Raw genomic sequence first — 22,419 nt, 5'->3', positions numbered from 1 at the left:
CCGGAACGCCGGCCGCGACGGCACTTTCGCCGCACCGTCGTCTTGGACGGCGGCGAAGGGATCGGTGGTGGGTTCGAGGACGCTCACAGGCTCGCCAGCTTCCTGCGCCGGACCAGCGCGATGAAGAACGGGGCACCGAAGACGGCCAACACGATGCCGACCTGCAGTTCGCCCGGGCGGACGACCACGCGGCCGATGACGTCGGCCATCACCAGCATCAGTCCGCCGAGCAGGCCCGAGTACGGGACGAGCCAGCGGTAGTCGGGGCCGGTGATCGCCCGGGCGACGTGCGGGACGACCAGGCCGATGAACGCGATCGGGCCGCATGCCGCGGTGGCGGCGCCGGTGAGCAGCGTGATCGCGACGATGCCGATGGTGCGCGAGACCGCGACGTTGGTGCCCAGCGACCGTGCGACGTCCTCGCCGAGGCTGATCACGTTGAGACTGGGGGTGCTGGCGATCGCGATGACCAGACCCACGATCAGGAACGGCAGCACCTGCCAGAGGATGTCGAAGCCGCGACCGGCCACCGAACCGACCACCCAGAACCGGTAGCCGTCGAGGCTGGTCTGGTCGAGGAGCACGACGGCGTTCGTCATCGCCTGCAGGAAGAACGCGACCGCCGCGCCGGCGAGCGCGAGGCTGAGCGGGCTGGCCTTGCCGTTGCCGATCGAGGACAGCCCGAACACGGTGATCGACGCGAGCGCCGATCCGGCGAAGGCGAACCAGAGGTACTCGCCGGGCGCGGTGAGTCCGAGCGTGTAGATCGCGAGCACCACCAGGAACGCGGCGCCCGCGTTGAGGCCGAGCAGTCCGGCGTCGGCGAGCGGATTGCGGGTGTGGCCCTGGATGAGGGCGCCCGCGACGCCGAGCGCGATGCCGACGACCAGACCGAGCAGGGTGCGCGGGACACGCAGCGAGCGCACGATGATGTCCGTCTCGCTGCCGGTCGACTGGAACACGGCGTGGAAGATCTCGGCGAAGGAGAGCGGTCGTGCGCCGACGGCGATGCTCGCGAACAGCACCACCAGGAGCAGCACCGCGAGCGCGGCCAGCCCCAGCAGGCGTCGTCGCCGCACCGCGGCCAGCGACGAATCGGGGGCGATCGCCTCGAATCCGTCTGCGCGGGCAGTGGATTCGCGAACCACCTCGATGCGGTGATTCCCCCAGCCGCGTAGTGCCCGGCGCACCCCGATCGGTGCGCCGGTCTGGGCGTCGCGGGTGACGAGACCGAACCAGCCCTTGCCGACGGTGGTGCCGGCGTTGCCCTCCCGGACGCCGCGGTTCCAGACGAAGAGCCCGATCGCGATCGTGACGGCCGCACCGCCGAAGACGGCGCGGTCCGCCTCGCCGCCACCGTTGGCGTCGGCGAGCGAATCGACGAGGTACCAGCCGATGACGAGGGGGATGGCGACGACACAGAGATCGACGAGATTCGCGAGTGCCCGCAGGTGCCACGGGGCGGGCCCCTCCGGGACGACTTCCTTCACGTAGTCGTTCTGCGCGTGGTTGAGCCTCGACACGTCCGGATTCGCGTCCGGGAGGCGGGTCGTCGTCACGGCTGGGGTGCTCCTAGGAAAAGCAGGATGCTGTCTCGCGACAGGTTACGGAAGCCTAACCGAAGATGTGACGGCGGGATCCGCTGTGTGGCACGAATGGACGGGATGTCGATCAATATGGTTAGGCTAGCCTAAAGTTGCCGTCGGTATCGACACTCGATGGAGGAATCGTGTTCGTGAATGCGCAGGCTCAGTTCACTACGCCCGAGGAGGGGCCGTTCGCGCAATCCTGCACCCGCCTGCGGGGCATCTCGCCGGACTACCCCCGCGTCTACGCCGTCGCGGCGATGTCCCAGCAGGGCAAACGGCGGTGGTGGCCGATCGCGGCCTGCACCCGCTCCGACGAACTCGCGGACGACCTGCCCAAGGATCGCGTCGGGCAGATGTACGCGCACATGCTCGCGGATCTGCACTCGCCGCGGGCGGCGGCCGATCAGGTGGCGGCCGCGCTCGTGCACGCGGTCGTCGGCCGGGTCGCGGCGCTGGTCGTCCTCGACGGGCGCGCCTGGGATCCGGGCGTCGACAATCTGTGGGTCCACATGGACAGCGATTGCGGGATCGACTGGGCGGGCGTGGTCGACCAGACGCTGCGCGTGCTGCCGGACGACCCGCTCGCCGGCACCCGCGACGTGGTGACGCTGCCGTGCGAGCGGGCGCTGCTGGTGTGGACGGTGCACCGGTGCCTCACCTCGCTGGCCACGATCCGAAGGAGGCTGGAGGCGACGGCGCCGGTCGACGCGGCCCGGTTCGCGACGCTCGTCGCGGATGCGGTTCTCGGCGCGGCGACACACGTGCCGATCCGGACGGGCACGTCGCGCGCGGTGGCGTCACGCCGGGGGCAGGGACTGCTCGACGCCTTCGAGGCGGCGGGGGTCGCGGTGCGCGCGCGTGCCGTGCTGGCGACCGCGTGCTGACCGAGGGGTTGTCCAATTAGGGCAGCCTTGCCTATACTTAGTCCGGTCACTTCTGCTGGACCGTGCCGGAGTCCTGAGGGCTGCAGAGACTCCCGGTCCCTTCCACGGCGGGTTCCGCGCACTGCGCGGAACCCGCCGTCTCGTCTCCGCCGTCAGCGGTCGGCGACGTAGTCGTGGGCCTCGCGAGCGGCCCGGCGCCACGTGGTCAACGTTCCGTCGAGGTCGTCGTCGTCGACCGGAAAACCGACCCATTCCCGCATCGTTCGCTTGCCCATCGTGACCTCCCGGGCCGACCCCGCCTCCACAACCTCCTCGGCGCGGGGGCGTGGAAGCTTGACGATCAGGCGCCGATCCCGGCCGAGGAACGCGAAGATCTTGCCGAACACCCGCAGGCCCGGACTGCGGAACATCGTGCCGAACTCGACGCCGGGGTCCCGGAGGAAGTCGGCGGCGAGATCGTCGAGCAGTGCGCGTGCCGGATCGGCACTGTCGGTCCTGTCGTGCATCAGGGTCTCCCGTCGGGCGTTTCGTTTTCGGAGTCCGCGTGCTGTGACCGTAGCGCGCGGGGCGGGGCGCCGAAGGTGGTTCCTGGGCACTACCCGGCACCGAAGGCGCGGGAAGGGCTGCGCCGGCCGGTCCTCAGAGCCAGGGGGAGGGTGTGCCGCGGCCCCCTTGTGCGCCGGTGGGGGCAATCTCGGTGATGCGGGCCAGGTCCTCGGCAGTCAGGACGAGTTCGGCGGCGGCAACGTTCTGGGCGACACGGTCCCGGTTGCGTGAGCCGGGGATGGGGACGATGTAGTCCTTTTGCGCCAGCAGCCAGGCCAACGCGAGCTGGGACACCGTGACGCCCTTGGACTCGGCGAGCGTGGCGAGCTGGGCGACGACGGCAAGGTTCGCCTCGTAGTTGTCCGGGCTCCACCAGGGCAGGTGTTTGCGGCCATCCTGCGGGTCGTCGCTGTCGCGTCGCGGCACCGCGCCGGTCAGGAAGCCACGCGCCAGCGGCGAATAGGCGACGAAACCGATGCCGAGTTCTTCCAGCAGCGGGAACAGCGGCTCGACGTCGTGGGCGAAGATCGAGTACTCGGTCTGCAGTACCGAGATCGGGTGTGTCGCATGCGCTTTGCGGATGTCGTCGGGTCCGGCTTCGGAAAGCCCGAGGTAGCGCACCTTTCCGGCGGTGACGAGCTCGGCCATCGCGCCCACGACGTCCTCGATCGGGACGGTCGGGTCGACGCGGTGCTGGTAGAGCAGATCGATCGAGTCCACACCGAGGTTGCGCAGGCTGTTCTCGACCACCTGCCGGATGTGCTCGGGACGCGAATCGGTGCCGAACTCGCGCGTGAAGCCGAACTTGGTCGCGATCAGCACCTGCTCACGCACCGGTGCGAGCGCCCGCCCCAGCAGCTTCTCGCCTTCACCCCATCCGTACAGCTCGGCGGTGTCGAAGAAGTTCACTCCGAGCTCGTGGGCGCGTCGGATCGCGGCGACGGACTGCTCGTCGTCACTGGCACCGTAGGCCATGACCGTTCCCATCGAGCCGTAGCCGATCTCGGAGACCGTCAACCCCTGACTTCCGAGCGTCTTGACCTACATGATCATTCCTCCTCGAGTCAAACCGAACTGTTTGGTTTGACGATACGTCCGCCCCGGCCAGCAGGCAAACCAAACGGTTCGGTTCGATAGGATGGCCGCCATGACCACCTCGAACCCCGGCGATTCCACCCGCGTCCGCATCCTCGACGCGGCCAAGGCCGAGTTCGCGCACTACGGGATCGCCGGTGCGCGGGTGGACCGGATCGCCAAGACCGCCAAAACCAGCAAAGAACGCGTCTACGCCCATTTCCGGAGCAAAGAAGCGCTCTACAGCCTCGTCGCAGCCCAGGAACTTGCCGCGGTCGCCGAGGCCACGCAGATGGACGCCACCGACCTACCCGGCTATGCGGGGCGAATCCACGACTACTTCACCCGATATCCCGACAACCTGCGCCTGATGCGGTGGGGGCAACTCGAGCTGACCGACACCGGGACCGACGACGCCACCCGCGACACCGTGACCCGCAAGGTCGAGCAGTTGCGCCGTGCGCAACGCGACGGCCACCTCGACCCCGCCTGGAATCCGCTCGACATCCTGATGTTCCTCAACCAGCTCGCCATGTCGTGGGCCGGCCAACCCGACCTCACCGACACCATCGACCCTGCCGACCGAGACGCGTTCTCCGCAGCCCGCCGCGCGGCGATCGTCACCGCAGTCGCGCGACTGTTCCCCGCCGCCGGGGCAAGCCGGCAGAGGTGAGTCGACGGCACGATCAGCGGCGCTGAACGGCGGCACTCCGTCTAGGTGGGGTTTTCGGGAAGCCGGATCCGACGGACGGGCCGTGCGGTGGGGGCGGTTGCGGCGCCCGCAGCGGTGTGGATCACTATGACGAGGTACATAATCGCCCGAATCAGCGGATGGAGCAGAACATGGCGAGCGACGCAGAGAACGGATTCGTGCTGGGTGAGGGATCGGACCCGGCCGAGGTCAACGCGTTCCTCAACAAGGGATTCGGCGAGGCGCTCGGCCTCGAGTTCACCGAACTGACCCCCGACCGCGTCCGCGCACAGTGGAAAGTCACCCCCGCGCTGTACCAGCCGTGGGGGATCATGCACGGCGGCGTGCACTGCGCGGTGATCGAATCTGTTGCCAGCATCGCGGCGAGCCTGTGGCTCGGCGACCGCGGCCACGTCGTCGGCGTCAACAACAACACCGACTTCCTCCGCGCCACCCGCGACGGCATCCTGTTCGCCGAGGCGTCCCCGGTGCACCGGGGACGCAGCCAGCAGTTGTGGCTCGTCACGGTCACCGACGACCAGGGTCGAACCGTCGCCCGCGGGCAGGTGCGCCTGCAGAACATCACCGAGACCGCCGCGCTCGGCAACAAGTAGTCGCGGCGGGTGGAGGTCGGTCCTCGCGACCGACCTCCACCGAACCCCGTTCCGGTCCCGATGCGGACCTCCGAATCCGTTGTGCCCGTGCGGCCGTCGTCGATGCCCCGGTCTGCCCGGGATCCGCTCGCGGTAATAGGGGTATTAGCAATCGTCATGCCCAATCGGATATTCATCAAGTAGCGTCAAACACCCCGGCTGCCGTCGCCGGCGATCCCGCAGGGCGCCGCGTCGCTCACGCGCGTCTCGGTGGCGGTTCAGCATCCAGACATCAACGGAGGTGTGTTTTCGCAATGACGACCCATGCCCAGGACATCACCGAGGTCAAGCTCGGAGACCAGCCCATTTCGATCGACGAGTTCGTCGCGGTCGCCCGCTTCGGCGCCAGGGTCGAGTTCACGCCCGCCTACATCGAACGCGTGCGTCGGTCCCGCAAGCTGATCGAGCGGTTTCTGTCGGAGAACCGCCTGATCTACGGAGTGACAACAGGATTCGGCAACAACGTCACGGAGGTCATCTCGCCGGAGAACGCCGAGAAGTTGCAGCGCAACATCGTGCTCTCGCACGCCGTCTCGGTGGGCGAGCCGCTCACCGAGGAAATGGTGCGGGCAACGCAGCTGATGATGCTCGTCGGTCTGGGGCAGGGCTCCTCGGGAACGAGCCTGGAAGTCCTCGGACTGGTCCGCGACCTTCTGAACAACCGGATCACGCCGTACGTGCCGGGCGAAGGCTCGGTCGGCTACCTCAGTCCGGAGGCGCACATGGCGATGGCGCTCATCGGGGAGGGGCGGGTCCATCTCGATGGTGAAATCGTTCCCGCGCGTATGGCATTGGCGAATCACGGGCTCGAGCCGGTGACCCTGGGATGCAAAGAGGGGCTGACCCTCACGAACGGCACGCACACCGTCACCGCGATCGCCGTCCTGCTCGCATACGACGCCGTGCGCGCCGCCACCGTCGCCGACATCGTGGCCGCGGTCGCCGTGGAGGCGCTCAAGGGGACGATCAAGGCGTTCGACCCGCGCCTGCAGGCGGTGAAGAAGCACCCGGAGCAGGCGTCGGTGGCCAAGAACGTCACCCGGATCCTGGACGGCAGCGACATCGTCGAGAAGTACGCCGACTACCGAGTGCAGGACACGTACAGCCTGCGCGGGATCCCGCAGATCCACGGTGGAGCCAAGCGGGCGATCAAGGACGCGTGGCGGATCATCGAGGACGAACTGCACTCGGTCGGCGACAACCCGGTCCTGTTCCCCGAGGGCGACGACGGCGTCGCGTTGATGGGGGCGAACTTCGACAGCACATTCGTGGGCATCCAGGCCGATCTGCTGGCGACTGCGATGACGGTCCTCGCGAAAGTCTCCGAACGGCGGACCGACCGAATGGTCAACAGCGCCTTCAGCGAACTGCCGCCGTTCCTGGCGCCGAATCCGGGGCTCGACAACGGCTACATGATTCCGCAGTACACCGCTGCGGCGCTCTACATGGAGATGAAGGCCGCGTGCATGCCCGCGTCCGTCGATTCGGTGCCGACGTCGGCGAACCAGGAGGACCCGGTCAGCAACGCCTACCTCGCCGTCACGAAGGCGTACCGGATGGTGGGCAAGCTGCGCTACATCCTGGCGATCGAGTTGATGTGTGCCACGCAGGCGCACGATCTGCTCGGTGGCGAGCGCGGCTCGGACGCCTCGCGTGAGCTCCGCCGCGTCGTCCGTGAGATGGTGCCGACCGTGTCGGAAGACCGATTCTTCGGCGACGATATCGAAGTGATCGCTCGCCAGGTATTCGACGGCACCGTCATCCGGTCCGTCGAGGATGTCGTCGGCACGCTCGAGTTCTGACGAACCCCGCTTCGGGGGCCCACACGCGTGGGCCCCCGAAGCGCTTTCACCCGTCGCCCGTGACCCGGCGGGCCTCGTCGGGGGAGAGATCGATGCGCATGGTGACCTCCTCGTCGCGCGCGACGCTGTGCGCGAGATCGATGAAGGCGTGGGCCGCCGGGATCTGGTAACGGTCTCGATGCCACGCGATCCCTATCACGCGCCGGCCGACACCCGCGATCTGGAGGACGCGGATGCCCTGACGGTGCGGGTCGACGGAGAGCCAAGGGATCACGGCCGCCCCGACACCTTCCGCAGCGAGACCGAGAATCACCCCGTTGTCGTTGGATCGGAACACGATCTGCTCACGCAGGGACGGCCGGCCCAGTCGATTCTCGATGAGATGGGCCTCACGGACCTGCGCGTAGCTGATCAGGGGCGTGCCGTCGAGTTCGTCGAGCGTCACGTGGGTGCCGTGCCGGGTCAGCGGGGAATCCGCGCGCACGACCGCGACGTACGGATCCTCGAGTAGTTCCTCGGAGTCGAACGGTCCGGCCGGTAGTGGCGCGACGACGAAGGTCAGGTCCAGTTCGCCGCGCTCGACCTGCCGAAGCAATTCGCCGTCGTCCTCGTTCTCGACCAGTTGGACGGCAACGCCGGGGTATGTGGTGGCGAACTGTCGCATGACGCGCGGCAGGATCCGTACCCCGACGCTCTGGTAGCAGCCGATGCGCAGCGTGCCGGCGGTGCCCTTGTCCAGGGACTCGAGGTCGGCGGCCGCGCTCGACAGTCGTGCGACGATCGCGTCCGCGTGTCGCAGCAAGACCTGGCCGGCGCCCGTGAGCGAGACCGGTCGCGGTCCGCCGGGGCGCTCCACCAGCTGGTGTCCGATGCCTCGTTCGAGGCGCGCGATCTGCTGGCTCACCGCGGATTGCGTGTATCCGAGGCTCTCCGCCGCCCGGCTGAACGATCCCTCCCGGTGGACCGCGATCAAGGCCGACAGATAGCGCAACTCGATTGTGCTGAGATCCCGTTTCACCAGCCCAGTGTAGAAGCGTTTCTACTGAACATTAGTGCGAACATGAATTGCTCTAATGTGATGCAGCTGACAATCTCATGTCACCGCCTCGTGCCTCACACTTCGTCCCTTCGTCGAGGCGACCGACCCCCACCCGAATCCGTCCAGGAGGAACCATGTCCCAGGCAACTGCCACCGGCTACGCAGACGTCGTCGACCTGCAGCGTTACCCGATCGACGCCCTCGACAGCGAGCGGGGCCGCGCGCTCGTGGCCGCATGCCGCGACGAGCTTCGCCGCGCGGGCGTCTGCCAGCTCCCGGGCTTCGTCGTCCGCGACGCGGTCGACCGGCTGGTGGCACAGACGACCGAGCTCGCCTCGCACGCATTCCGCACGGACAACACCCACACCGTCTACTTCGAACCGGCCGACGATTCGGTCCCGGCCGGTCACCCGCGGACGGCGCAGCAGCGATCGGCGAAGCAGACGATCGCGTGCGACCGGATTCCGGTCGATTCGCCGATCCGCCGTCTCTACGCCTCCGACGACCTGACACGATTCATCGCCGCCGTTCTCGGCAAGAACGAGCTGCACCGCAGCGCCGACCCGCTCGACGCGGTGATGATCGCGCTGTTCGACGACGGCGACGAGTTGGGCTGGCACTTCGATCGAAGCGAGTTCGCCGTCACCATCCTGTACCAGGACGCGACCGAGGGCGGACACTTCGACTACTACCCGGGGCTGCGCTCGGACGAAAGCGAGAACTACGCCGGCGTCCAGCGGGTGCTCGAAGGGGACGGCGAAGGCGTCATCCGCCTCGCCAGCGGCCCCGGCACACTGGCGATCTTCCACGGCAGGTGCGCGCTTCACCGCGTGAGCCCGACGGCCGGGCCTCGGCCGCGCATCAACTCGGTGCTGACCTACGGGGAGCGCCCCGACATGCGGCTCAACAAGCTGACCCAGGACCTGTTCTACGGGCGCAACCGGTAGCGCCGCCCGCCTGCACGCCGTTTCGGCGTCAAAGACTTTCGAGGAACGACCTGAACGGAGCCATCGGTCATGCACGCCACCAGCCTGAAACCCTCGCACGTCGCAGCCACAGCGAAGGGTGGCCAGTCGCCACCGGACTACGAGGAGGCGCCGCTGAACAGATTCCACGTCAAGATCACGGCGCTGACCTTCGGCGCGAACTTCTCCGACGGCTACGCACTCGGCAGCATCGGCATCGCGCTGACCGTGATCGCCCCGCAGATGGCGCTCGGCCCCGTCTGGCAGGGCATGCTCGGCGCATCGATGCTGATCGGCATCTTCTTCGGCAGCGTCATCCTCGGCTGGCTCGGCGACAAGTTCGGCCGCAAGCGGGTGTACATGCTCGACTTCGTCCTGATCACGATCGCGTCACTCGCTCAGTTCTTCGTCGACGGACCCGTGACGCTGCTGATCCTGAGATTGCTGATCGGGTTCGGGGTCGGTGCAGACTACGCCCTGGGACCGACGTTGGTGGCCGAGTTCGTGCCGCGCCGCTACCGCGGTGGTTTGCTCGCGTCGCTGACGGTGATGTGGACCGTGGGATACGTCGTCGCCTACTTCGTGGGGAGCTACCTGGTGCAGTTCTCCGACGATTCCTGGCGGTGGCTACTCGCCAGCGGTGCCCTGCCGGCCCTGCTCGTCCTCGTTCTGCGGATCGGAACTCCCGAATCTCCACGCTGGCTGATCAGCAAGGGGCGACTCGACGAAGCCCGCGAGATCTCCACGACCTATCTCGACGGGCAGCTGGACGTCGACCGCCTCGCCGGCGAGCAGCGACCGGCGAACGCGCGCTACCGGGACTTCTTCGGGCGAAAGTACCGGCAGCGCACGATATTCGGCATGTTGTTCTTCAACTGCCAGGTCATTCCGTACTTCGCGATCTACACGTTCCTGCCGATCCTCATGGTGAAGATCGGACTCGGTGACCGCGAGTTCTTCGGCGGAGCTGTCCTCAACCTGTTCCTCCTCGCCGGCGGCATCGCGGGCCTGTGGTTCGTCGCCAAGATGTCGCGTCGGGGCCTGCTCATCTCCTCGTTCTGGATCATGGCCGTCACACTCGCGATCGTGGCCATCGGCCCGAACGGCCCCCTGCCGATCGTTCTGGGCGCGTTCATCGTCTTCACCTTCGTGATGTCGGGAGCGTCGAATCTCGAGCAGGTCTATCCACCGGAGCTGTTCCCCACCGAGTTGCGGGGATCCGGGGTGGGACTACTCAACGGGGCGAGCCGGATCGGATCCGCCGCGGGCACCTTCCTGCTGCCGATCGCGCTCTCGTCGTTCGGGCTCACCGCGTCGATGCTGGGGCTGGTGGCCGTGCTGCTGATCGGCGCGGTGACATCGGCCACGATGGCCCCGGAAACGTCCCACCTCGCCCTCGAGGACTGCGCCTGACACACCCGGAGAGCGCAACACCTGACAGAACGCGGAGCCCCGCCCGGTACGACACCGGGCGGGGCTCCGGACACCTCCCGGCGCCGACGCGTGGCCTCAGCCGGCCTCGCGTGATTCGGCGTCGCGGCGGCGCGCTCGACCCTGCTCCTGCAGGACGTCGATTGCGTTGCGCGCGAACACCTGCTGCTCGGTCGACGCCATCTGCGCGCGCCCCCGACCGAGGAACGAGACCGTCCACGAGATCACCGTCGAGAGCCGGCTGCGGAACCCGATCAGATACATCAGGTGGATGACCAGCCACATGATCCAGCCGATGAATCCACTGATCTCGAGCTTGCCGACCTTCGCGACGGCGCTGTGCCGGGAGATCGTCGCCATCGAGCCCTTGTCGAAGTACTTGAACGGCTGCCGGTCCCCGGGTCGGGCGCCGTCGAGCCCCGCGCGGATCTCCTTGGCCGCGTACTTGCCGCCCTGCATTGCCACCTGCGCCAGACCGGGCAGCCTGTCCAGCGACATCATGTCGCCGATGACGAACACGTTCGGATAGCCGGGCAACGTCAGATCCGGGTTGACGTGGACCCGACCGGCCCGATCGACCTCGGCGCCCGACTGCTCACCCAACTGCCTACCCAGCGGGCTCGCCTGGACACCGGCCGACCACACCTTGCACTGCGCCTCGATCCGGGTCTCGCTGCCGTCCTGATTCTTGACGACCAGCCCGTTCACGTCGACGTTCGTCACCATCGCGTTCAGCTTGATCTCCACGCCCAGCTTCCCGAGCCGCTCGGCGGCCTTGCGGCTGAGCTTGCCGCCGTACACCGGCAACACCGCGGGCGCGCCGTCGAGCAGGATCACCCGGGCGTCCCGCGAATCGATCCGCCGGAACGCCCCCGCCAGCGTCCGATGCGCGAGTTCGGCGATCTGTCCGGCCATCTCCACGCCGGTCGGTCCCGCCCCGACCACCACGAACGTCAGCAGGCGTTCGCGCTCCTCGGGGTCGTCGGACAGCTCCGCCTGCTCGAACGCGCCGAGAATGCGGCCGCGCAGTTCGAGCGCGTCGTCGATGGTCTTCATGCCCGGCGCGAACTCGGCGAAGTGGTCGTTGCCGAAGTAGGACTGCCCGGCCCCGGCCGCGACGATCAGGGAATCGAACTCGGTGACGGTCTCCCGGTCGAGCAGCCGCGACGTGACCTTGCCGGCCGCCAGGTCGATCGTCTCGACGTCACCGAGGAGCACCTCGACGTTCTTCTGTTTGCGCAGCACCATTCGGGTCGCCGGCGCGATGTCGCCCACCGACAGGATCCCCGTCGCCACCTGATACAGCAGCGGCTGGAACAGATGATGGGTCGTCCGCGCGACGAGCGTGATGTCCACCGGTGCCCGTTTGAGCGCCTGGGTGGCGAACAGCCCACCGAACCCGGATCCGATGACCACGACCCGATGGCGAAAAGGTTGTGACGCGGGGGTGCTCATTTCGCGCTCCTCGAAGGTCGTCGAAAAGTGCCGTCCCTGTCACCGTAACCGCCGGGTGGGCGGTCGTCTCGACAACTCTGCGCCGTCGGACACGGAAACGGCTGCGGGCGGTGGGATGTACTCCCACCGCCCGCAGCCGGTCGCTCGACCGCTGACGCTAGGCCGCGGCGTACACGCTGCCGCGACGGATCAGCAAGGTGAAACCGATCGTCAGCAGGCCCGCGACGATCATCAGCGTGCCGACCATGTTGAGCCCCGACACCGTCGGACCGGCCGCCGTGGCGGACGACGCCAGCAGCATCGTCGCGATCGACGTGCCGATGCCCTGGCCGCCGGTGCGCAGCACCGAGTTGGTGCCGGTCGCCTCGCTGGTGTTGTCCTCCGGCACCGCCTCGACGATGAGGTTCGGCAGTGCGGTGTACGCGAACGCCGTACCGATCGACACGGTGATGATCATCGCGACCATGCCGGCGACCGAGTCGTGCAGGAACAGCATCATCGCGCTGCTGGCCACGAACAGCGCGGTGCCGAGGAGCATCGAGGCCCGCGATCCGACCGCACGGGTGATGCGGCCGCTGAGCGGCGTGCACACGAACCCGAAAAGCGAACCGATGAACGAGAGCCAGCCGGCGTTCGTGGGGGAGATGCCGAGACCGAACGCCGCCGTCGTCGGCGACTGCAGGATCATCGGGATGATCATCGTGCTGATGCCCATCGGGCCGACGGCGATGGCCAGCGTCGCGCACATCGTCAGCGCCACCTTGCGATCGGTGAACAGACGCACGTTGACGATCGGGTCGGTGACCCGCAGCTCCCACAGCACCCACAGCGCGAGCACCGCCACACCACCGACGACCAGGCCGAGCGTCTTCGCGTCGGTCCAACCCCACGCGCCCGACTTGTTGATGCCGAGCAGCACCGCCGCGATCGCCGGGGCGAACGCGATCGTGCCGAGGTAGTCCACCCGCTGCGTGGTCCCGACCGGCGGACGCCACGGCAGCACGAACAGCACCAGCAGCAGCGCCAGCACCGCGTACACGGCCGCGACGACGAAGATCATGTGCCAGCTCGCATGGTCGAGCATGAACCCGGCCACAAGCAGCGACGCCGACCCGGCGGCCACCGCCGAACCGGAGATAATCGCGATGGCGACGGGCACCTTGACGGCCGGCAGGTGTTCGCGAGCCAAACCGATGCACAGCGGCAGGATCGCTCCCGCGACGCCCTGGATGGCGCGACCGACGATGATGCTGCCGATGCTGTCGCCGATCGCGCTGACGAACGAGCCCAGGGCCGCGGCGGCGAGGAGCACGGTGAGGACACGCTCACGGCCGTACATGTCGCCCAGGCGACCGCAAACGGCGGCCGAGGCGGCGGCGACGAGGAGGAACGCGGTGACTGCCCAGCCGACGGTCGCTGCGTCGCTGTGGAACTCCTTGATGAGCGTGGGGATCGCGCCGTACACCATCGACGTCTCGAAGGCGCTGATGACCTCGACCAACACGAGAACGGTGATGATCACCCACGCGGGGCGCTGCCGGTTGAACCGGCCACGCGCTGCGCCGCGGGGCGCCGCGGTCGTGGCGCGTGTGTCTGCGGTTGCTGTCACTGAAGTAGATGTCCAGACTCTTGACCGGCCCGGAATGCAGGCCGTGATGCGTGTATTCGAAGAATCGCGAGATCGTCGCGCCTACAGGCGGAAAGCGGCCATGGGTGGGCGGCGCCTCTGTTCCGTGGATCACAGTGTGGCAACTCACTATGGGTGGGCTGCGTCACTGCGCACTCAGTGGGACCGGGCGGTGACGCGCGCAACGCCGACGAACTGGGGCGATCCCGAAGATGCCTGGTAGCGGGGCTGTCGCGTGGGGTGGGGTCGACGACCGAAAGTCCCGCTGAACGGGAGCGGGGGACGCACTCGGCGGCGTCCGTGCATGGGCGCGGACCGCGGCCGGGCCGAACGAACTACCGACCAGTCTTCCAGGCGACAGGACATCCCGGGCCGGAATCGGCGAAATCCCCGCCCGCGGCGGACACTGCGCCCGAGGACGGTCAGTTCCCGTCGAGCAGCCGGTACAGCGGATTCCGCGCCGCCGCCTCGCGCACGCCGGTACCCGCGCCCTCGGTGTACACCTGCGTCGTGTTCATCGACTCGTGGCCGAGCATCCGCATCAACGTGAAGATGCTGACGTTCTCGTCGGCCATGTTGGTGGCAAAGGTGTGGCGGAACTGGTGGGTCAGAGCACCTTTCGCGCGTTCCCCGTTGATGCCGGCGCGGCGATAGGCCCGCAGCACGCGGTACTGCAGCGTCCCCCGCGTTATCCGGGTCCCGTCCGCACCCACGAACAGGGGATCGGTGCTACGGAAGTGCTGCCACGCGGTCGCGTCCGGCGCCACCCGACGCTTCGTCGAACCCGGGAAACGATCGATCCGCGACTGCAGGTACCCGGTCAACGTGGCCACCAACGCGGGTTCGGCCGTCGCGACCCGTTCCTTGCTGCCCTTGCCGCGTACCAGGATCACCTTCGTCGCACCGGCCCCGCCGTCGACCGCGCCGCGCACGTCCCCGATGTCCACCGCGATCAACTCCGACGACCGCATCCCCGTCAGCAACGCGGTCAGGATGATCGCGAAGTCTCGTTCCCCCCACGGTTGGACGCCGTCGGTGTCCTCCTCCTGCAACGTCGCGATGAGACGGGCAACCGCGTCGGACGGCAGCGCCTTGGGAATACGCTTCGGCGCCTTCGGGCGCAGAACCGCCGACATCGGGTTGGCGACGATCGCATCGAGCGAGAACAAGTAGTCGCACAGCGTGTTCCAGGTGGACCAGCAGCGACGGATCGACGCCACCTCGTGCGTCGCGGCGAACGACGCGAACGCCTGCTGCATCGACGGCTTTGTGATCACCTGCACCGGTAACGCGGCCGCGGGAACCCCGCACTGCTCCGCCAGGAACTCGCAGATACCCGCGTAATCCTGTCGATACGCCTTGAGCGTGTGGGGTGACGGCTTCGCGGTGCTGCGATGCAGCAGGAACTCACCGAACCAGGCGTCGAGTAGTCGTCGATCGTCGCTCACGCCGGTCCGCCCCAATGTCCTTCCGTTGCCAGTCGACCCGCGCGGACCAGCACATGTGTTCGATCCGCACCCGAGCAGTGTATAGGCAGTTCACCCGGACGCGGGACCGCGCCACCGGCCACCGCGTTCGGGACGATGGTGCTGACGCGCGCGGGTTCGGGCGCCGGGCGCACCGGGTGACCGGTGAGTCCATTTCCCCAGAACAAACGCGCGTCCAGGGCATTTCGTGCGGCGCGGCGCGTGGGTGGCGCACGGCGGCAATCGGGTTCACCCCTGATTTCACCCCTTTTCAGCTTTCGCTGACATGCCCCGATCTCATACCTTCAATAGCGCCAGGCACACCCCCCGACGTGTGCCTGGCTTTAACTTTTCTGCCGTCCCCGGCCCCGCCCGTCGCGTGTGGCCTCGGGACGGCGCTCAGTCCCGGATCCGCGTGTAGTGCCCCCGCGTTCGGGGTATCCGCCTCTCGAGTCGGCCGGACTCTGCCGGCCCGGACGAGGAGGCGAACGATGTCGACCTGCGAGACGTGCGGCAACGACTACGACAAGGCGTTCACGGTCATCATGGGGGATCGCCGAGGGGTTTTCGACAGCTTCGAATGCGCGGCACAAGCGATGGCGCCGGTGTGCGGGCACTGCGGATGCCGAATCCTCGGTCACGGCGTCGAGGACGAAAGCCGCATCTTCTGCTGTGCCAACTGCGCGCGGAGGGCAGGGCACGAACAACTGGTCGATCGCGTGTGACGGGTCGTCACCGTTCGAGCTGGTCGCGCAGCGTCGCCAGGGAGCGAGCCAGCAACCGCGACACGTGCATCTGGGAGATTCCGACCTCCTCGGCGATTCGGCTCTGCGTCAGATTGCCGAAGAACCTCATGAGGACGATTCGGCGCTCGCGGTCGGGGAGCGCGGCGAGAACGGGACGCAGTGTCTCGTGGTCCTCGACGGCCTCGAGGCGGGCGTCGTCGTCGCCCAGCACCTCCGCCAACGGATGGTCGTGGACGCGGCTGGCGGTACCCGCATCGACGGACACCGTCTGGTACGCGTTGGCGGCCAGTAGCCCCTCGGCGACGTCGTCCTCACAGATCCGCAACTCGGCGGCGATCTCGTGCACCGTGGGAAGTCGACCTAGCTGTTGCGAGAGAAGCGCCGCCGACCGGGTGATCTCGAGGTGCAACTCCTTGATGCGGCGGGGGACCCGCACGGCCCATCCGGTATCCCGGAAGTGGCGGCGTACCTCGCCCATCATCGTCGGGACGGCGAACGCCACGAAGTCGGAGCCCACGTGCACGTCGTACCGGTTGACCGCATTGACCAGTCCCACCCGGGCAACCTGGACGAGGTCGTCGTGGAACTCGCCGCGGCCGTCGAACCGGCGCGCGATGTGGTCGGCGAGGGGGAGGCAGCGGGTGACGACGGAATCGCGCAGCATCCGATACCGCGGATCCGTGTGGTCGAGCGTCGCCATGGACTCGAAGACCGGACCCACGTCGCGGTACTCGTCGGTGTGCTCGACCTGACGACTCACACGATCGCCCCACGCGGTCGGCGAGCGGACTCGCTCGGCGTCGGGGAGTCGAGCCGGGATTCCTGCCTCACGTGTCCTCCTCGGACATCGGCTTCGTTCATCGTATGACGCGCCAGCGGCCCGGTGGGGAGAGTGGGGAGGGGAGTGGCCGTGGTCGGACGGATCGTCCGGAACGCTCGTCCCACCCACATCGGATACCGCCCGTACCAGAGAAACGGGTGGTACCGGAGGGAACTCATCGCGAATGCACGAATACCGACAGGTCGCGAACCGACGCTTCGCCGGCGCGAATCGGGTGCGCGTTCCCGGATCGTTGACTACGATGAAAGCCCAACGCGCACATGGATATTCGGCATTATCCATGACGGTGGTGCGGATGCCGGTAGAGGTCGGCGGGGCAGCGTGGTCGGCGCCGTGTGCACCGTAACCTGTCGGGCGCGCCGGCGCACGCGCTGTGTACGCAGATCGTCGCATCGTGTCGATCGTCGTTTCGTTTCCGGTACACGCGACGACGCGTCGGCCGTATGTGTCAGGACTGTCGCGCGCCGCATCTCGGACGTCCCGGATGTACGGCGGATCCGCGCGGACGGCTCCATGGGCATCGGCCGGCGTGGCGGGGTCCGGGTCCGCCGCGCGCGAGTTGGCGTGCGGCTCGCACGATTGGGTGCGCGGGACGTCAGGATGCGCGCGGGAGGTGTCGCGTATGCAACGGCAGGCCGTCGCATGCCGGCGCAGTCCCGGGCCGGGCCTGCTCGGTTTCGGGGGCGGTCCGAAATCCATTACTTGACATAATGTGGATTATCGGCGAAACGGTGAACTGCGGATATCCGGTGTCCGACGTTCCTGCGTGACTCGTCATCGACGCCGGCGACCTGGCCGGATCGTCGGCATCTCCTGCAGTTCCGGCCGACTTGTCGGCCGCGACGACGTGCCCGTGCGACGGCCACCGTGGACCGCCCGGAAACTCCGTCCGTCCAGCTGGTTGCGACGGCATGCGCGCGCGTCGGCATCCCGTGGATCGCCTGGGTCATCTTCGGACGCCCGGCTGTACCTCGCCACCGCGGTCTGCGGCACATCGTCGGACCGGCCAGGCATCGCCTGGGTGTCCGGAAAGTCCGGATTGGGCACTCGCCCGTCGATCCCACGCTTCCCGCCCCCTCGGCTCCATTTAGTCACGTGACGAATACATCGTGGGGCGTCTGTGGCCAGATGACCGCGTCAGTCGCCTGTTCGGGCGGCGTCGGCGAATCGCTCGGCGAGTAGCTCGAAGGCATCGGCGAGTGCTCGGGGTGCGACCTCGAGGATCGCTGCGTCGAAGCGACCGATGGACGCCGCCAACGCCACCCAGGACCACGCGCCGACGACGAGTCGGCAGCGGTCGGACGCGAGCTCCTCCACGATGCCGTCCGGGACGAATGGAGCAACGTCACGAGCCGGCAGGTGCAGCACGACCTCTCCCATGCAGGGCCAGACGTTTCCGCGATCCGATCCCTTGAAACGCCCGGCGAGGAAGTCGCGGACATCGCCTCTGGGCACGGTGCGTGGCACGAATCGGGGTCCCGTCGGAATGCGCGGCGTCATCCGGTCGAGCCGGAATGCGCGCCAGTCATCGCTCTCGAGGTCCCAGGCGACGAGGTACCAGCGTCCGCCGGCGAACACGACATGGTGCGGTTCCACGCGACGCCGCGAATGCGCGTCATCAGCGCTGCGGGCCACCGAGACGTAGTCGAAACGTAGTACCAGCTGCTCTCGTACCGCCGAGCTGACCGCGATGAGTATCTTCGGATCCACAGCGGTGGCCCCGGCATTGTCGGCGGGCAGTGTCGTGAACGCGACCGCGTCGATCCGGTGCAGCAGTCGTGACGGCATCACCTGACGGATCCTCATCAGAGCTTGTAGCGCCGCCTCACCATCCGTCACGCCGGACGCCGCCGCGACCTGCAGGGCGACGGTCAGGGCGACGGCTTGGTCGTCATCGAACAACAGTGGTGGCAGTTCCGAACCCGGGTCGAGGCGATAGCCGCCGTCGGGTCCCTTGATCGCGCTGATTCGGTAGCCCAGTTCCCGCAGGTGGTCCACATCTCGGCGCAGGGTGCGGTCGCTGATTCCGAGCCGCTCGGCGAGGACGCGCCCAGGCCAGTCCCGTCCGGCCTGGAGCAACGACAGCAGCTTCAGCATTCGCGAGGGCGATCCGGCCATGTCACCCATTCTCTCGGAGAAGCGGACACGATATGACCGGTACTGCTGTGAGGCTTGTTCGTGGAGGCCGGACCAACCGCCGGTCACTACAGGACGAACACGAGGAGCACGTTCCATGACCGTCAACGTCACCCCGCACCTGAATTTCCGCGGCAACGCTCGCGAGGCGCTGGAGTTCTACCAGAAGGTCTTCTGCGGGGAGCTGGAAATCATCAGCTACGCCGATATGGGCAACCCCACCCCCGAGACGGCCGACCATGTCACCTGGGGGCAGGTTGCTGCCGACAACGGATTCCGGATCATGGCCTACGACGTCTACCCGAACCTGCCGTGGAGCCAGGGGCAGGATCCCTTCTTCGTCTCGGTTCGCGGCACCGACCCGGAAGAGCTCCAAGGCTTCTGGGACAGGCTCGCGGACGGCGCGACGATCAAGCAGCCCCTCGGTCCCTCGCAGTGGGCGCCGCTCTACGGCCAACTCACCGACCGATTCGGCGTTACGTGGATCCTGGACATCGCCGTCGAGTACCCCTAGAGCGGGCGTCAGGGCGCCAGACCGGCCTCGTAGGCGTAGATGACGGCGTGGACTCGGTTGCGCAGGTCCAGCTTGGCCAGGATGCTGCCGACGTGTGTCTTGACGGTGACCTCGGAGACCACGAGCTTCTCGGCGATCTCGGTGTTGGACAGGCCCCGCGCCACCTCCGTCAGCACTTCGGTCTCCCGGGCGGTGAGCCGGACGAGCGCAGCCGGCACGGGGCCGGTGGATCCGTCTCGGACGTCCGGAAGTCGCGTGGCGTGAATGTCGAGGAGCAGGCGGGTCACCCGTGGAGACACGACGGCGTCGCCGCTGGCCACCGAACGGATGGCTCGGGCCAGTTCGTCCACGGGAATGTCCTTCAGGACGAATCCGCTGGCACCGGCGCGGAGCGCGGCGAAGGCGTACTCGTCGAGGTCGAAGGTGGTCAGGATGAGGATCCGTGCCGCGGCGTTGCGGGCCACGATCTGCTTGGTGGCGTCGATGCCGTCGAGTCCGGGCATGCGGACGTCCATCAGGATCACGTCCGGGTCCAGGTCGGCGGTCAACCGGACAGCCTCCGCGCCATTCGGTGCCTCCCCCACGATGTCGATGTCGTCGGCTTCCTCGAGGATCATCCGGAACCCGGTGCGGATGAGTGCTTGGTCGTCGACCAGCAGGACGCGGATGCTCATCGGGCACCGCCTGTGGGCAGCGGCAGGTGGGCGTGCACGCGCCAGCCGCCGGACGCGTCGGGGCCGACGGTGACCGTCCCGTCGTAGACGGCGGCGCGCTCGCGCATGCCCGCCACGCCGTGCCCGGCCGTCCCGGAGGCTTCTGCACGGGCCGGTCGGGCGCCGTCGTCGTGCACGTCCACCGACACCGAGTCGAGTCCGCAGTGGACGGCGACGCCGACGCGGGTCGGGCGGACGGCGTGTTTGAGCGTGTTGGTCAAGGCTTCCTGCACGATGCGATAGGCGGTGAGCTCTGCGCCCGGTGGTAACGCGCAGGGTGTGCCGGTGACGGTCGCGTCGGCGGCGAGCCCGGTCGCGCGGACCTGATCGAGCAGTCCGTCGATCTGGGCGATGCCGGGCTGCGGTTGACGGGTTTGTGTCGTGGTCTCGGTGCGGAGCACGCCGAGCAGTCGGCGCACGTCGTCGAGTGCCTGGCGGCCGGTGCTCGATACCTGGCGCATCGCCTCGGCAGCGCGGTCCGGTTCGCGTGCCTGTTTGAGGGCGGCGCCCTCGGAGAGGGTCACCATGACTAGCAGGCTGTGGGCGATGACATCGTGCATCTCCCGGGCGATGCGGGTCCGTTCCTCCGCGGCCGCGATCGTCGCCTGCTGGTCTCGCTCGCGTTCGAGTTGTTCCGCGCGCCGGCCGAGTGCGTTCACGACGTTTCGTCGATTGCGGACGTTCACTCCCAGCGTCAGGGCGGCGAGCACCGGACCGGACAGCAGCACGAACATCTCGAACCAGTGCAGGGTCAGCGGCCACCGTGTGGCGGCCATCAACGCGCCGACCTCGACCACGCCCGCGGCCAGGAGCGCGACCCTGAGCGGGTACCGGCTGGCCACGGTGTACAGGTAGATCAGCAGGCTCACGTCGGCCGTGAGTTCCACTCCCGCGATCCACTGGACCGAGGCCACGATGGAGGCGACGGCGAACGTGGACAGCGGGAAGCGTCGTCGCCAGATCAGCGGCACCACCAGCAGCACGGTGAAGAGCAGGTACGTGCCGAACTGTGCGGTGTTGTGCCGCGCGTGATACGCGAGCTGGGGCACCGTCGATGCCGCCATCGTGAGCGCGGGCACGACGTCGGCCGTCGCCGGGTGGCGGCCGACGAACGTTCGTAGATTTCCGTAGGCGATCTCGAGCCGGCCGGGTGCGGAAGCCCGCGGGGCGTCCGACACCCATTCGCGCCACCACTCGCCCGGCCCCTGCACGGCTCGACGGGGTCGGCTCCGGGTGTCCGGTTCGGTCATCGGCGCTCCCGTCGACGGTGGTTGCGTGCGGTCCGACGCGCGGACAGCAACACGGTACGGCCTGCGCCGCCTCTCACAGCACCCCGCCGTCGAAGAAGGCGGCGAGCGCCGGTGCCGGGTCCGCCGCGGTGCCCGCGTTCGCCGCCGCGACGACGATCAGCGCGAGCGACATCACCGTGGAGAAAACGCCGACCAGATCTGGCGTGCGGCGCGCCTGCCGATCGGATTCGCCTGCGCGCACGAATCGTGTCCACGACAGCGCGCTCGAGGCGAGGAGGATCGCCGCCGCGCAGCCGGCGATCACGCCCATCGCTGCGTGGTAGCGGGCGAAGTCGTCGATCATCGCCGCGAGGGGCGGCGTCCATTGCCCATCGGCGAACTGTTGTCCGATCTGGCCGACGATGTCGGGGAGGTCTCCCCCGCGTTCGCCGATCGGTAGTAGCGACAGCAGCGACGAGAACGGCGCGACCGCGCCTTGGATGTTGGCCATCAGCGCGGCCACCGAGACCACCGCGAGTATCGCGGCGAGCACACCGGCCCCGGCGCGGACCGTTCGCCGGCCCGGCCCGAGGTCGCCGGACACCGCGGGCTTCTTCGCGAGCAGAATGCCGAACGCCACGACCGTGGCGAGGGTGAGTGCCGCGATGACGGCCTTGACCACGTGGTAGCGCGCCCAGTAGTCGGTCACGGCGTGGAGCTGCGGGGAAAGGCCCGATTCGCCGGAAGCCCAGTAGTCCACGAACGCCTCCCGAACGACGGCGACGAGCTCGTCCTGATTGCCGAAGCTGCGCCCCGACCATGCCGATGCCAGGACACGAGGGGCCGCGACGAAGGCGACGATCAGAGTTGCGGCGCCGGCGGCGAGCGCGGTGAGCGCGGTGAGCGCGGTGAGCGCACGATCGGTGATGCGGGTGGAGTGCGGCAATGCGTTGCTGGGCAAGGGGTTTCCTCGGTGTCGAGGCCGTCGATGGGCGGCGTGCGGGGCTGTGGGTTGTCA

General features: G+C 68.1%; 20 protein-coding genes. 8 read left to right on the top strand and 12 right to left on the bottom strand.

The annotated features are described in order from the left end of the window. Positions 1 to 83: 83 nt before the first annotated feature. Complete coding sequence (locus ACQ5DX_RS10670) at positions 84 to 1,559, bottom strand: iron chelate uptake ABC transporter family permease subunit (protein WP_430332599.1); 1,476 nt, start codon at positions 1,557 to 1,559, stop codon at positions 84 to 86. Between the two features lie 176 nt (positions 1,560 to 1,735). Between ACQ5DX_RS10670 and ACQ5DX_RS10665 the strand changes: the two genes are divergently transcribed. Then, on the top strand, positions 1,736 to 2,473 hold the full coding sequence (locus tag ACQ5DX_RS10665; protein WP_430332598.1) for a hypothetical protein: 738 nt from the start codon (positions 1,736 to 1,738) through the stop codon (positions 2,471 to 2,473). Between the two features lie 152 nt (positions 2,474 to 2,625). Here the strand turns inward: ACQ5DX_RS10665 and ACQ5DX_RS10660 are convergent, their stop codons facing one another. Then, positions 2,626 to 2,979 (bottom strand): hypothetical protein, encoded by a 354-nt coding sequence (locus tag ACQ5DX_RS10660; RefSeq protein ID WP_430332597.1) that lies wholly within the window; start codon positions 2,977 to 2,979, stop codon positions 2,626 to 2,628. A gap of 133 nt (positions 2,980 to 3,112) precedes the next feature. Further along, on the bottom strand, positions 3,113 to 4,036 hold the full coding sequence (locus tag ACQ5DX_RS10655) for an aldo/keto reductase (protein WP_430332596.1): 924 nt from the start codon (positions 4,034 to 4,036) through the stop codon (positions 3,113 to 3,115). A gap of 130 nt (positions 4,037 to 4,166) precedes the next feature. Here ACQ5DX_RS10655 and ACQ5DX_RS10650 point away from each other — a divergent pair, with 130 nt between their 5' ends. The 3 genes from ACQ5DX_RS10650 to ACQ5DX_RS10640 all read left to right on the top strand — a co-directional run bounded on the left by ACQ5DX_RS10650 (position 4,167) and on the right by ACQ5DX_RS10640 (position 7,239). Then, positions 4,167 to 4,766, top strand: coding sequence for a TetR family transcriptional regulator (locus tag ACQ5DX_RS10650; RefSeq protein ID WP_430332595.1), 600 nt, complete (start codon positions 4,167 to 4,169; stop codon positions 4,764 to 4,766). A gap of 170 nt (positions 4,767 to 4,936) precedes the next feature. Continuing rightward, on the top strand, positions 4,937 to 5,398 hold the full coding sequence (locus ACQ5DX_RS10645) for a PaaI family thioesterase (RefSeq protein WP_430332594.1): 462 nt from the start codon (positions 4,937 to 4,939) through the stop codon (positions 5,396 to 5,398). A 293-nt stretch (positions 5,399 to 5,691) separates the two neighbouring features. Beyond that, on the top strand, positions 5,692 to 7,239 hold the full coding sequence (locus ACQ5DX_RS10640) for an HAL/PAL/TAL family ammonia-lyase (protein WP_430332593.1): 1,548 nt from the start codon (positions 5,692 to 5,694) through the stop codon (positions 7,237 to 7,239). A 46-nt stretch (positions 7,240 to 7,285) separates the two neighbouring features. On the opposite strand, the gene ACQ5DX_RS10635 is transcribed toward ACQ5DX_RS10640, so the two are convergent. Next, positions 7,286 to 8,257 (bottom strand): LysR family transcriptional regulator, encoded by a 972-nt coding sequence (locus ACQ5DX_RS10635; RefSeq protein WP_430332592.1) that lies wholly within the window; start codon positions 8,255 to 8,257, stop codon positions 7,286 to 7,288. Between the two features lie 155 nt (positions 8,258 to 8,412). Here ACQ5DX_RS10635 and ACQ5DX_RS10630 point away from each other — a divergent pair, with 155 nt between their 5' ends. Together ACQ5DX_RS10630 and ACQ5DX_RS10625 are read left to right on the top strand one after the other, a co-directional pair. Further along, positions 8,413 to 9,225 (top strand): HalD/BesD family halogenase, encoded by an 813-nt coding sequence (locus tag ACQ5DX_RS10630; protein WP_430332591.1) that lies wholly within the window; start codon positions 8,413 to 8,415, stop codon positions 9,223 to 9,225. A 69-nt stretch (positions 9,226 to 9,294) separates the two neighbouring features. Then, positions 9,295 to 10,656: an MFS transporter gene (locus ACQ5DX_RS10625; protein WP_430332590.1), complete on the top strand. Its 1,362-nt coding sequence runs from the start codon at positions 9,295 to 9,297 to the stop codon at positions 10,654 to 10,656. A 96-nt stretch (positions 10,657 to 10,752) separates the two neighbouring features. On the opposite strand, the gene ACQ5DX_RS10620 is transcribed toward ACQ5DX_RS10625, so the two are convergent. The 3 genes from ACQ5DX_RS10620 to ACQ5DX_RS10610 form a co-directional block, all read right to left on the bottom strand. Next, positions 10,753 to 12,129 (bottom strand): NAD(P)/FAD-dependent oxidoreductase, encoded by a 1,377-nt coding sequence (locus tag ACQ5DX_RS10620; RefSeq protein WP_430332589.1) that lies wholly within the window; start codon positions 12,127 to 12,129, stop codon positions 10,753 to 10,755. Between the two features lie 157 nt (positions 12,130 to 12,286). Continuing rightward, entirely contained in the window at positions 12,287 to 13,651 is a 1,365-nt protein-coding gene (locus ACQ5DX_RS10615; RefSeq protein ID WP_430335616.1) for an MFS transporter, read from the bottom strand. A gap of 527 nt (positions 13,652 to 14,178) precedes the next feature. After that, positions 14,179 to 15,204 carry a tyrosine-type recombinase/integrase gene (locus tag ACQ5DX_RS10610; RefSeq protein ID WP_430332588.1) on the bottom strand — a complete coding sequence of 342 codons (1,026 nt, stop codon included), beginning with the start codon at positions 15,202 to 15,204 and terminating at the stop codon, positions 14,179 to 14,181. A 509-nt stretch (positions 15,205 to 15,713) separates the two neighbouring features. Between ACQ5DX_RS10610 and ACQ5DX_RS10605 the strand changes: the two genes are divergently transcribed. Continuing rightward, positions 15,714 to 15,947, top strand: a complete 234-nt coding sequence (locus ACQ5DX_RS10605; RefSeq protein ID WP_280760422.1) for a hypothetical protein — start codon at positions 15,714 to 15,716, stop codon at positions 15,945 to 15,947. Between the two features lie 7 nt (positions 15,948 to 15,954). On the opposite strand, the gene ACQ5DX_RS10600 is transcribed toward ACQ5DX_RS10605, so the two are convergent. Both ACQ5DX_RS10600 and ACQ5DX_RS10595 read right to left on the bottom strand, forming a co-directional pair. Further along, the gene (locus tag ACQ5DX_RS10600; RefSeq protein ID WP_430335615.1) at positions 15,955 to 16,668 is read right to left on the bottom strand and encodes a SigB/SigF/SigG family RNA polymerase sigma factor; all 714 of its coding nucleotides are present in this window, start codon (positions 16,666 to 16,668) and stop codon (positions 15,955 to 15,957) included. Positions 16,669 to 17,946: 1,278 nt separating this feature from the next. Further along, the gene (locus ACQ5DX_RS10595; RefSeq protein WP_430332587.1) at positions 17,947 to 18,927 is read right to left on the bottom strand and encodes a helix-turn-helix transcriptional regulator; all 981 of its coding nucleotides are present in this window, start codon (positions 18,925 to 18,927) and stop codon (positions 17,947 to 17,949) included. A 115-nt stretch (positions 18,928 to 19,042) separates the two neighbouring features. On the opposite strand from ACQ5DX_RS10595, the gene ACQ5DX_RS10590 reads away from it, so the two are divergent. Further along, positions 19,043 to 19,459: a VOC family protein gene (locus ACQ5DX_RS10590; RefSeq protein WP_430332586.1), complete on the top strand. Its 417-nt coding sequence runs from the start codon at positions 19,043 to 19,045 to the stop codon at positions 19,457 to 19,459. 8 nt (positions 19,460 to 19,467) lie between these two features. Here ACQ5DX_RS10590 and ACQ5DX_RS10585 read toward each other — a convergent pair whose 3' ends face one another. The 3 genes from ACQ5DX_RS10585 to ACQ5DX_RS10575 form a co-directional block, all read right to left on the bottom strand. After that, on the bottom strand, positions 19,468 to 20,133 hold the full coding sequence (locus tag ACQ5DX_RS10585; RefSeq protein WP_430332585.1) for a response regulator: 666 nt from the start codon (positions 20,131 to 20,133) through the stop codon (positions 19,468 to 19,470). Beyond that, positions 20,130 to 21,422, bottom strand: a complete 1,293-nt coding sequence (locus tag ACQ5DX_RS10580) for a sensor histidine kinase (RefSeq protein ID WP_430332584.1) — start codon at positions 21,420 to 21,422, stop codon at positions 20,130 to 20,132. The genes ACQ5DX_RS10585 and ACQ5DX_RS10580 overlap by 4 nt, the downstream gene beginning before the upstream one ends. A gap of 73 nt (positions 21,423 to 21,495) precedes the next feature. After that, a complete protein-coding gene (locus ACQ5DX_RS10575; RefSeq protein ID WP_430332583.1) occupies positions 21,496 to 22,362 on the bottom strand; it encodes a hypothetical protein in 867 nt (288 codons plus the stop codon). Positions 22,363 to 22,419 lie beyond the last annotated feature (57 nt).

Source organism: Rhodococcus sp. ACT016 (genome assembly GCF_050477185.1).
In the GTDB taxonomy this organism is placed as follows: domain Bacteria; phylum Actinomycetota; class Actinomycetes; order Mycobacteriales; family Mycobacteriaceae; genus Prescottella.
The sequence above is the reverse complement of the archived record's forward strand: the minus strand, read 5'-3'. Positions and strand labels throughout refer to the sequence as shown.

What these genes read in the sequence shown, in the direction of transcription:
- ACQ5DX_RS10585 (WP_430332585.1), bottom strand. Translation starts at nt 20,133, where the DNA reads ATGAGCATCCGCGTCCTGCTGGTCGACGACCAAGCACTCATCCGCACC.
- ACQ5DX_RS10630 (WP_430332591.1), top strand. Translation starts at nt 8,413, where the DNA reads ATGTCCCAGGCAACTGCCACCGGCTACGCAGACGTCGTCGACCTGCAG.
- ACQ5DX_RS10625 (WP_430332590.1), top strand. Translation starts at nt 9,295, where the DNA reads ATGCACGCCACCAGCCTGAAACCCTCGCACGTCGCAGCCACAGCGAAG.
- ACQ5DX_RS10650 (WP_430332595.1), top strand. Translation starts at nt 4,167, where the DNA reads ATGACCACCTCGAACCCCGGCGATTCCACCCGCGTCCGCATCCTCGAC.
- ACQ5DX_RS10620 (WP_430332589.1), bottom strand. Translation starts at nt 12,129, where the DNA reads ATGAGCACCCCCGCGTCACAACCTTTTCGCCATCGGGTCGTGGTCATC.
- ACQ5DX_RS10590 (WP_430332586.1), top strand. Translation starts at nt 19,043, where the DNA reads ATGACCGTCAACGTCACCCCGCACCTGAATTTCCGCGGCAACGCTCGC.
- ACQ5DX_RS10660 (WP_430332597.1), bottom strand. Translation starts at nt 2,979, where the DNA reads ATGCACGACAGGACCGACAGTGCCGATCCGGCACGCGCACTGCTCGAC.
- ACQ5DX_RS10580 (WP_430332584.1), bottom strand. Translation starts at nt 21,422, where the DNA reads ATGACCGAACCGGACACCCGGAGCCGACCCCGTCGAGCCGTGCAGGGG.
- ACQ5DX_RS10640 (WP_430332593.1), top strand. Translation starts at nt 5,692, where the DNA reads ATGACGACCCATGCCCAGGACATCACCGAGGTCAAGCTCGGAGACCAG.
- ACQ5DX_RS10645 (WP_430332594.1), top strand. Translation starts at nt 4,937, where the DNA reads ATGGCGAGCGACGCAGAGAACGGATTCGTGCTGGGTGAGGGATCGGAC.
- ACQ5DX_RS10600 (WP_430335615.1), bottom strand. Translation starts at nt 16,668, where the DNA reads ATGGCGACGCTCGACCACACGGATCCGCGGTATCGGATGCTGCGCGAT.
- ACQ5DX_RS10605 (WP_280760422.1), top strand. Translation starts at nt 15,714, where the DNA reads ATGTCGACCTGCGAGACGTGCGGCAACGACTACGACAAGGCGTTCACG.
- ACQ5DX_RS10595 (WP_430332587.1), bottom strand. Translation starts at nt 18,927, where the DNA reads ATGGCCGGATCGCCCTCGCGAATGCTGAAGCTGCTGTCGTTGCTCCAG.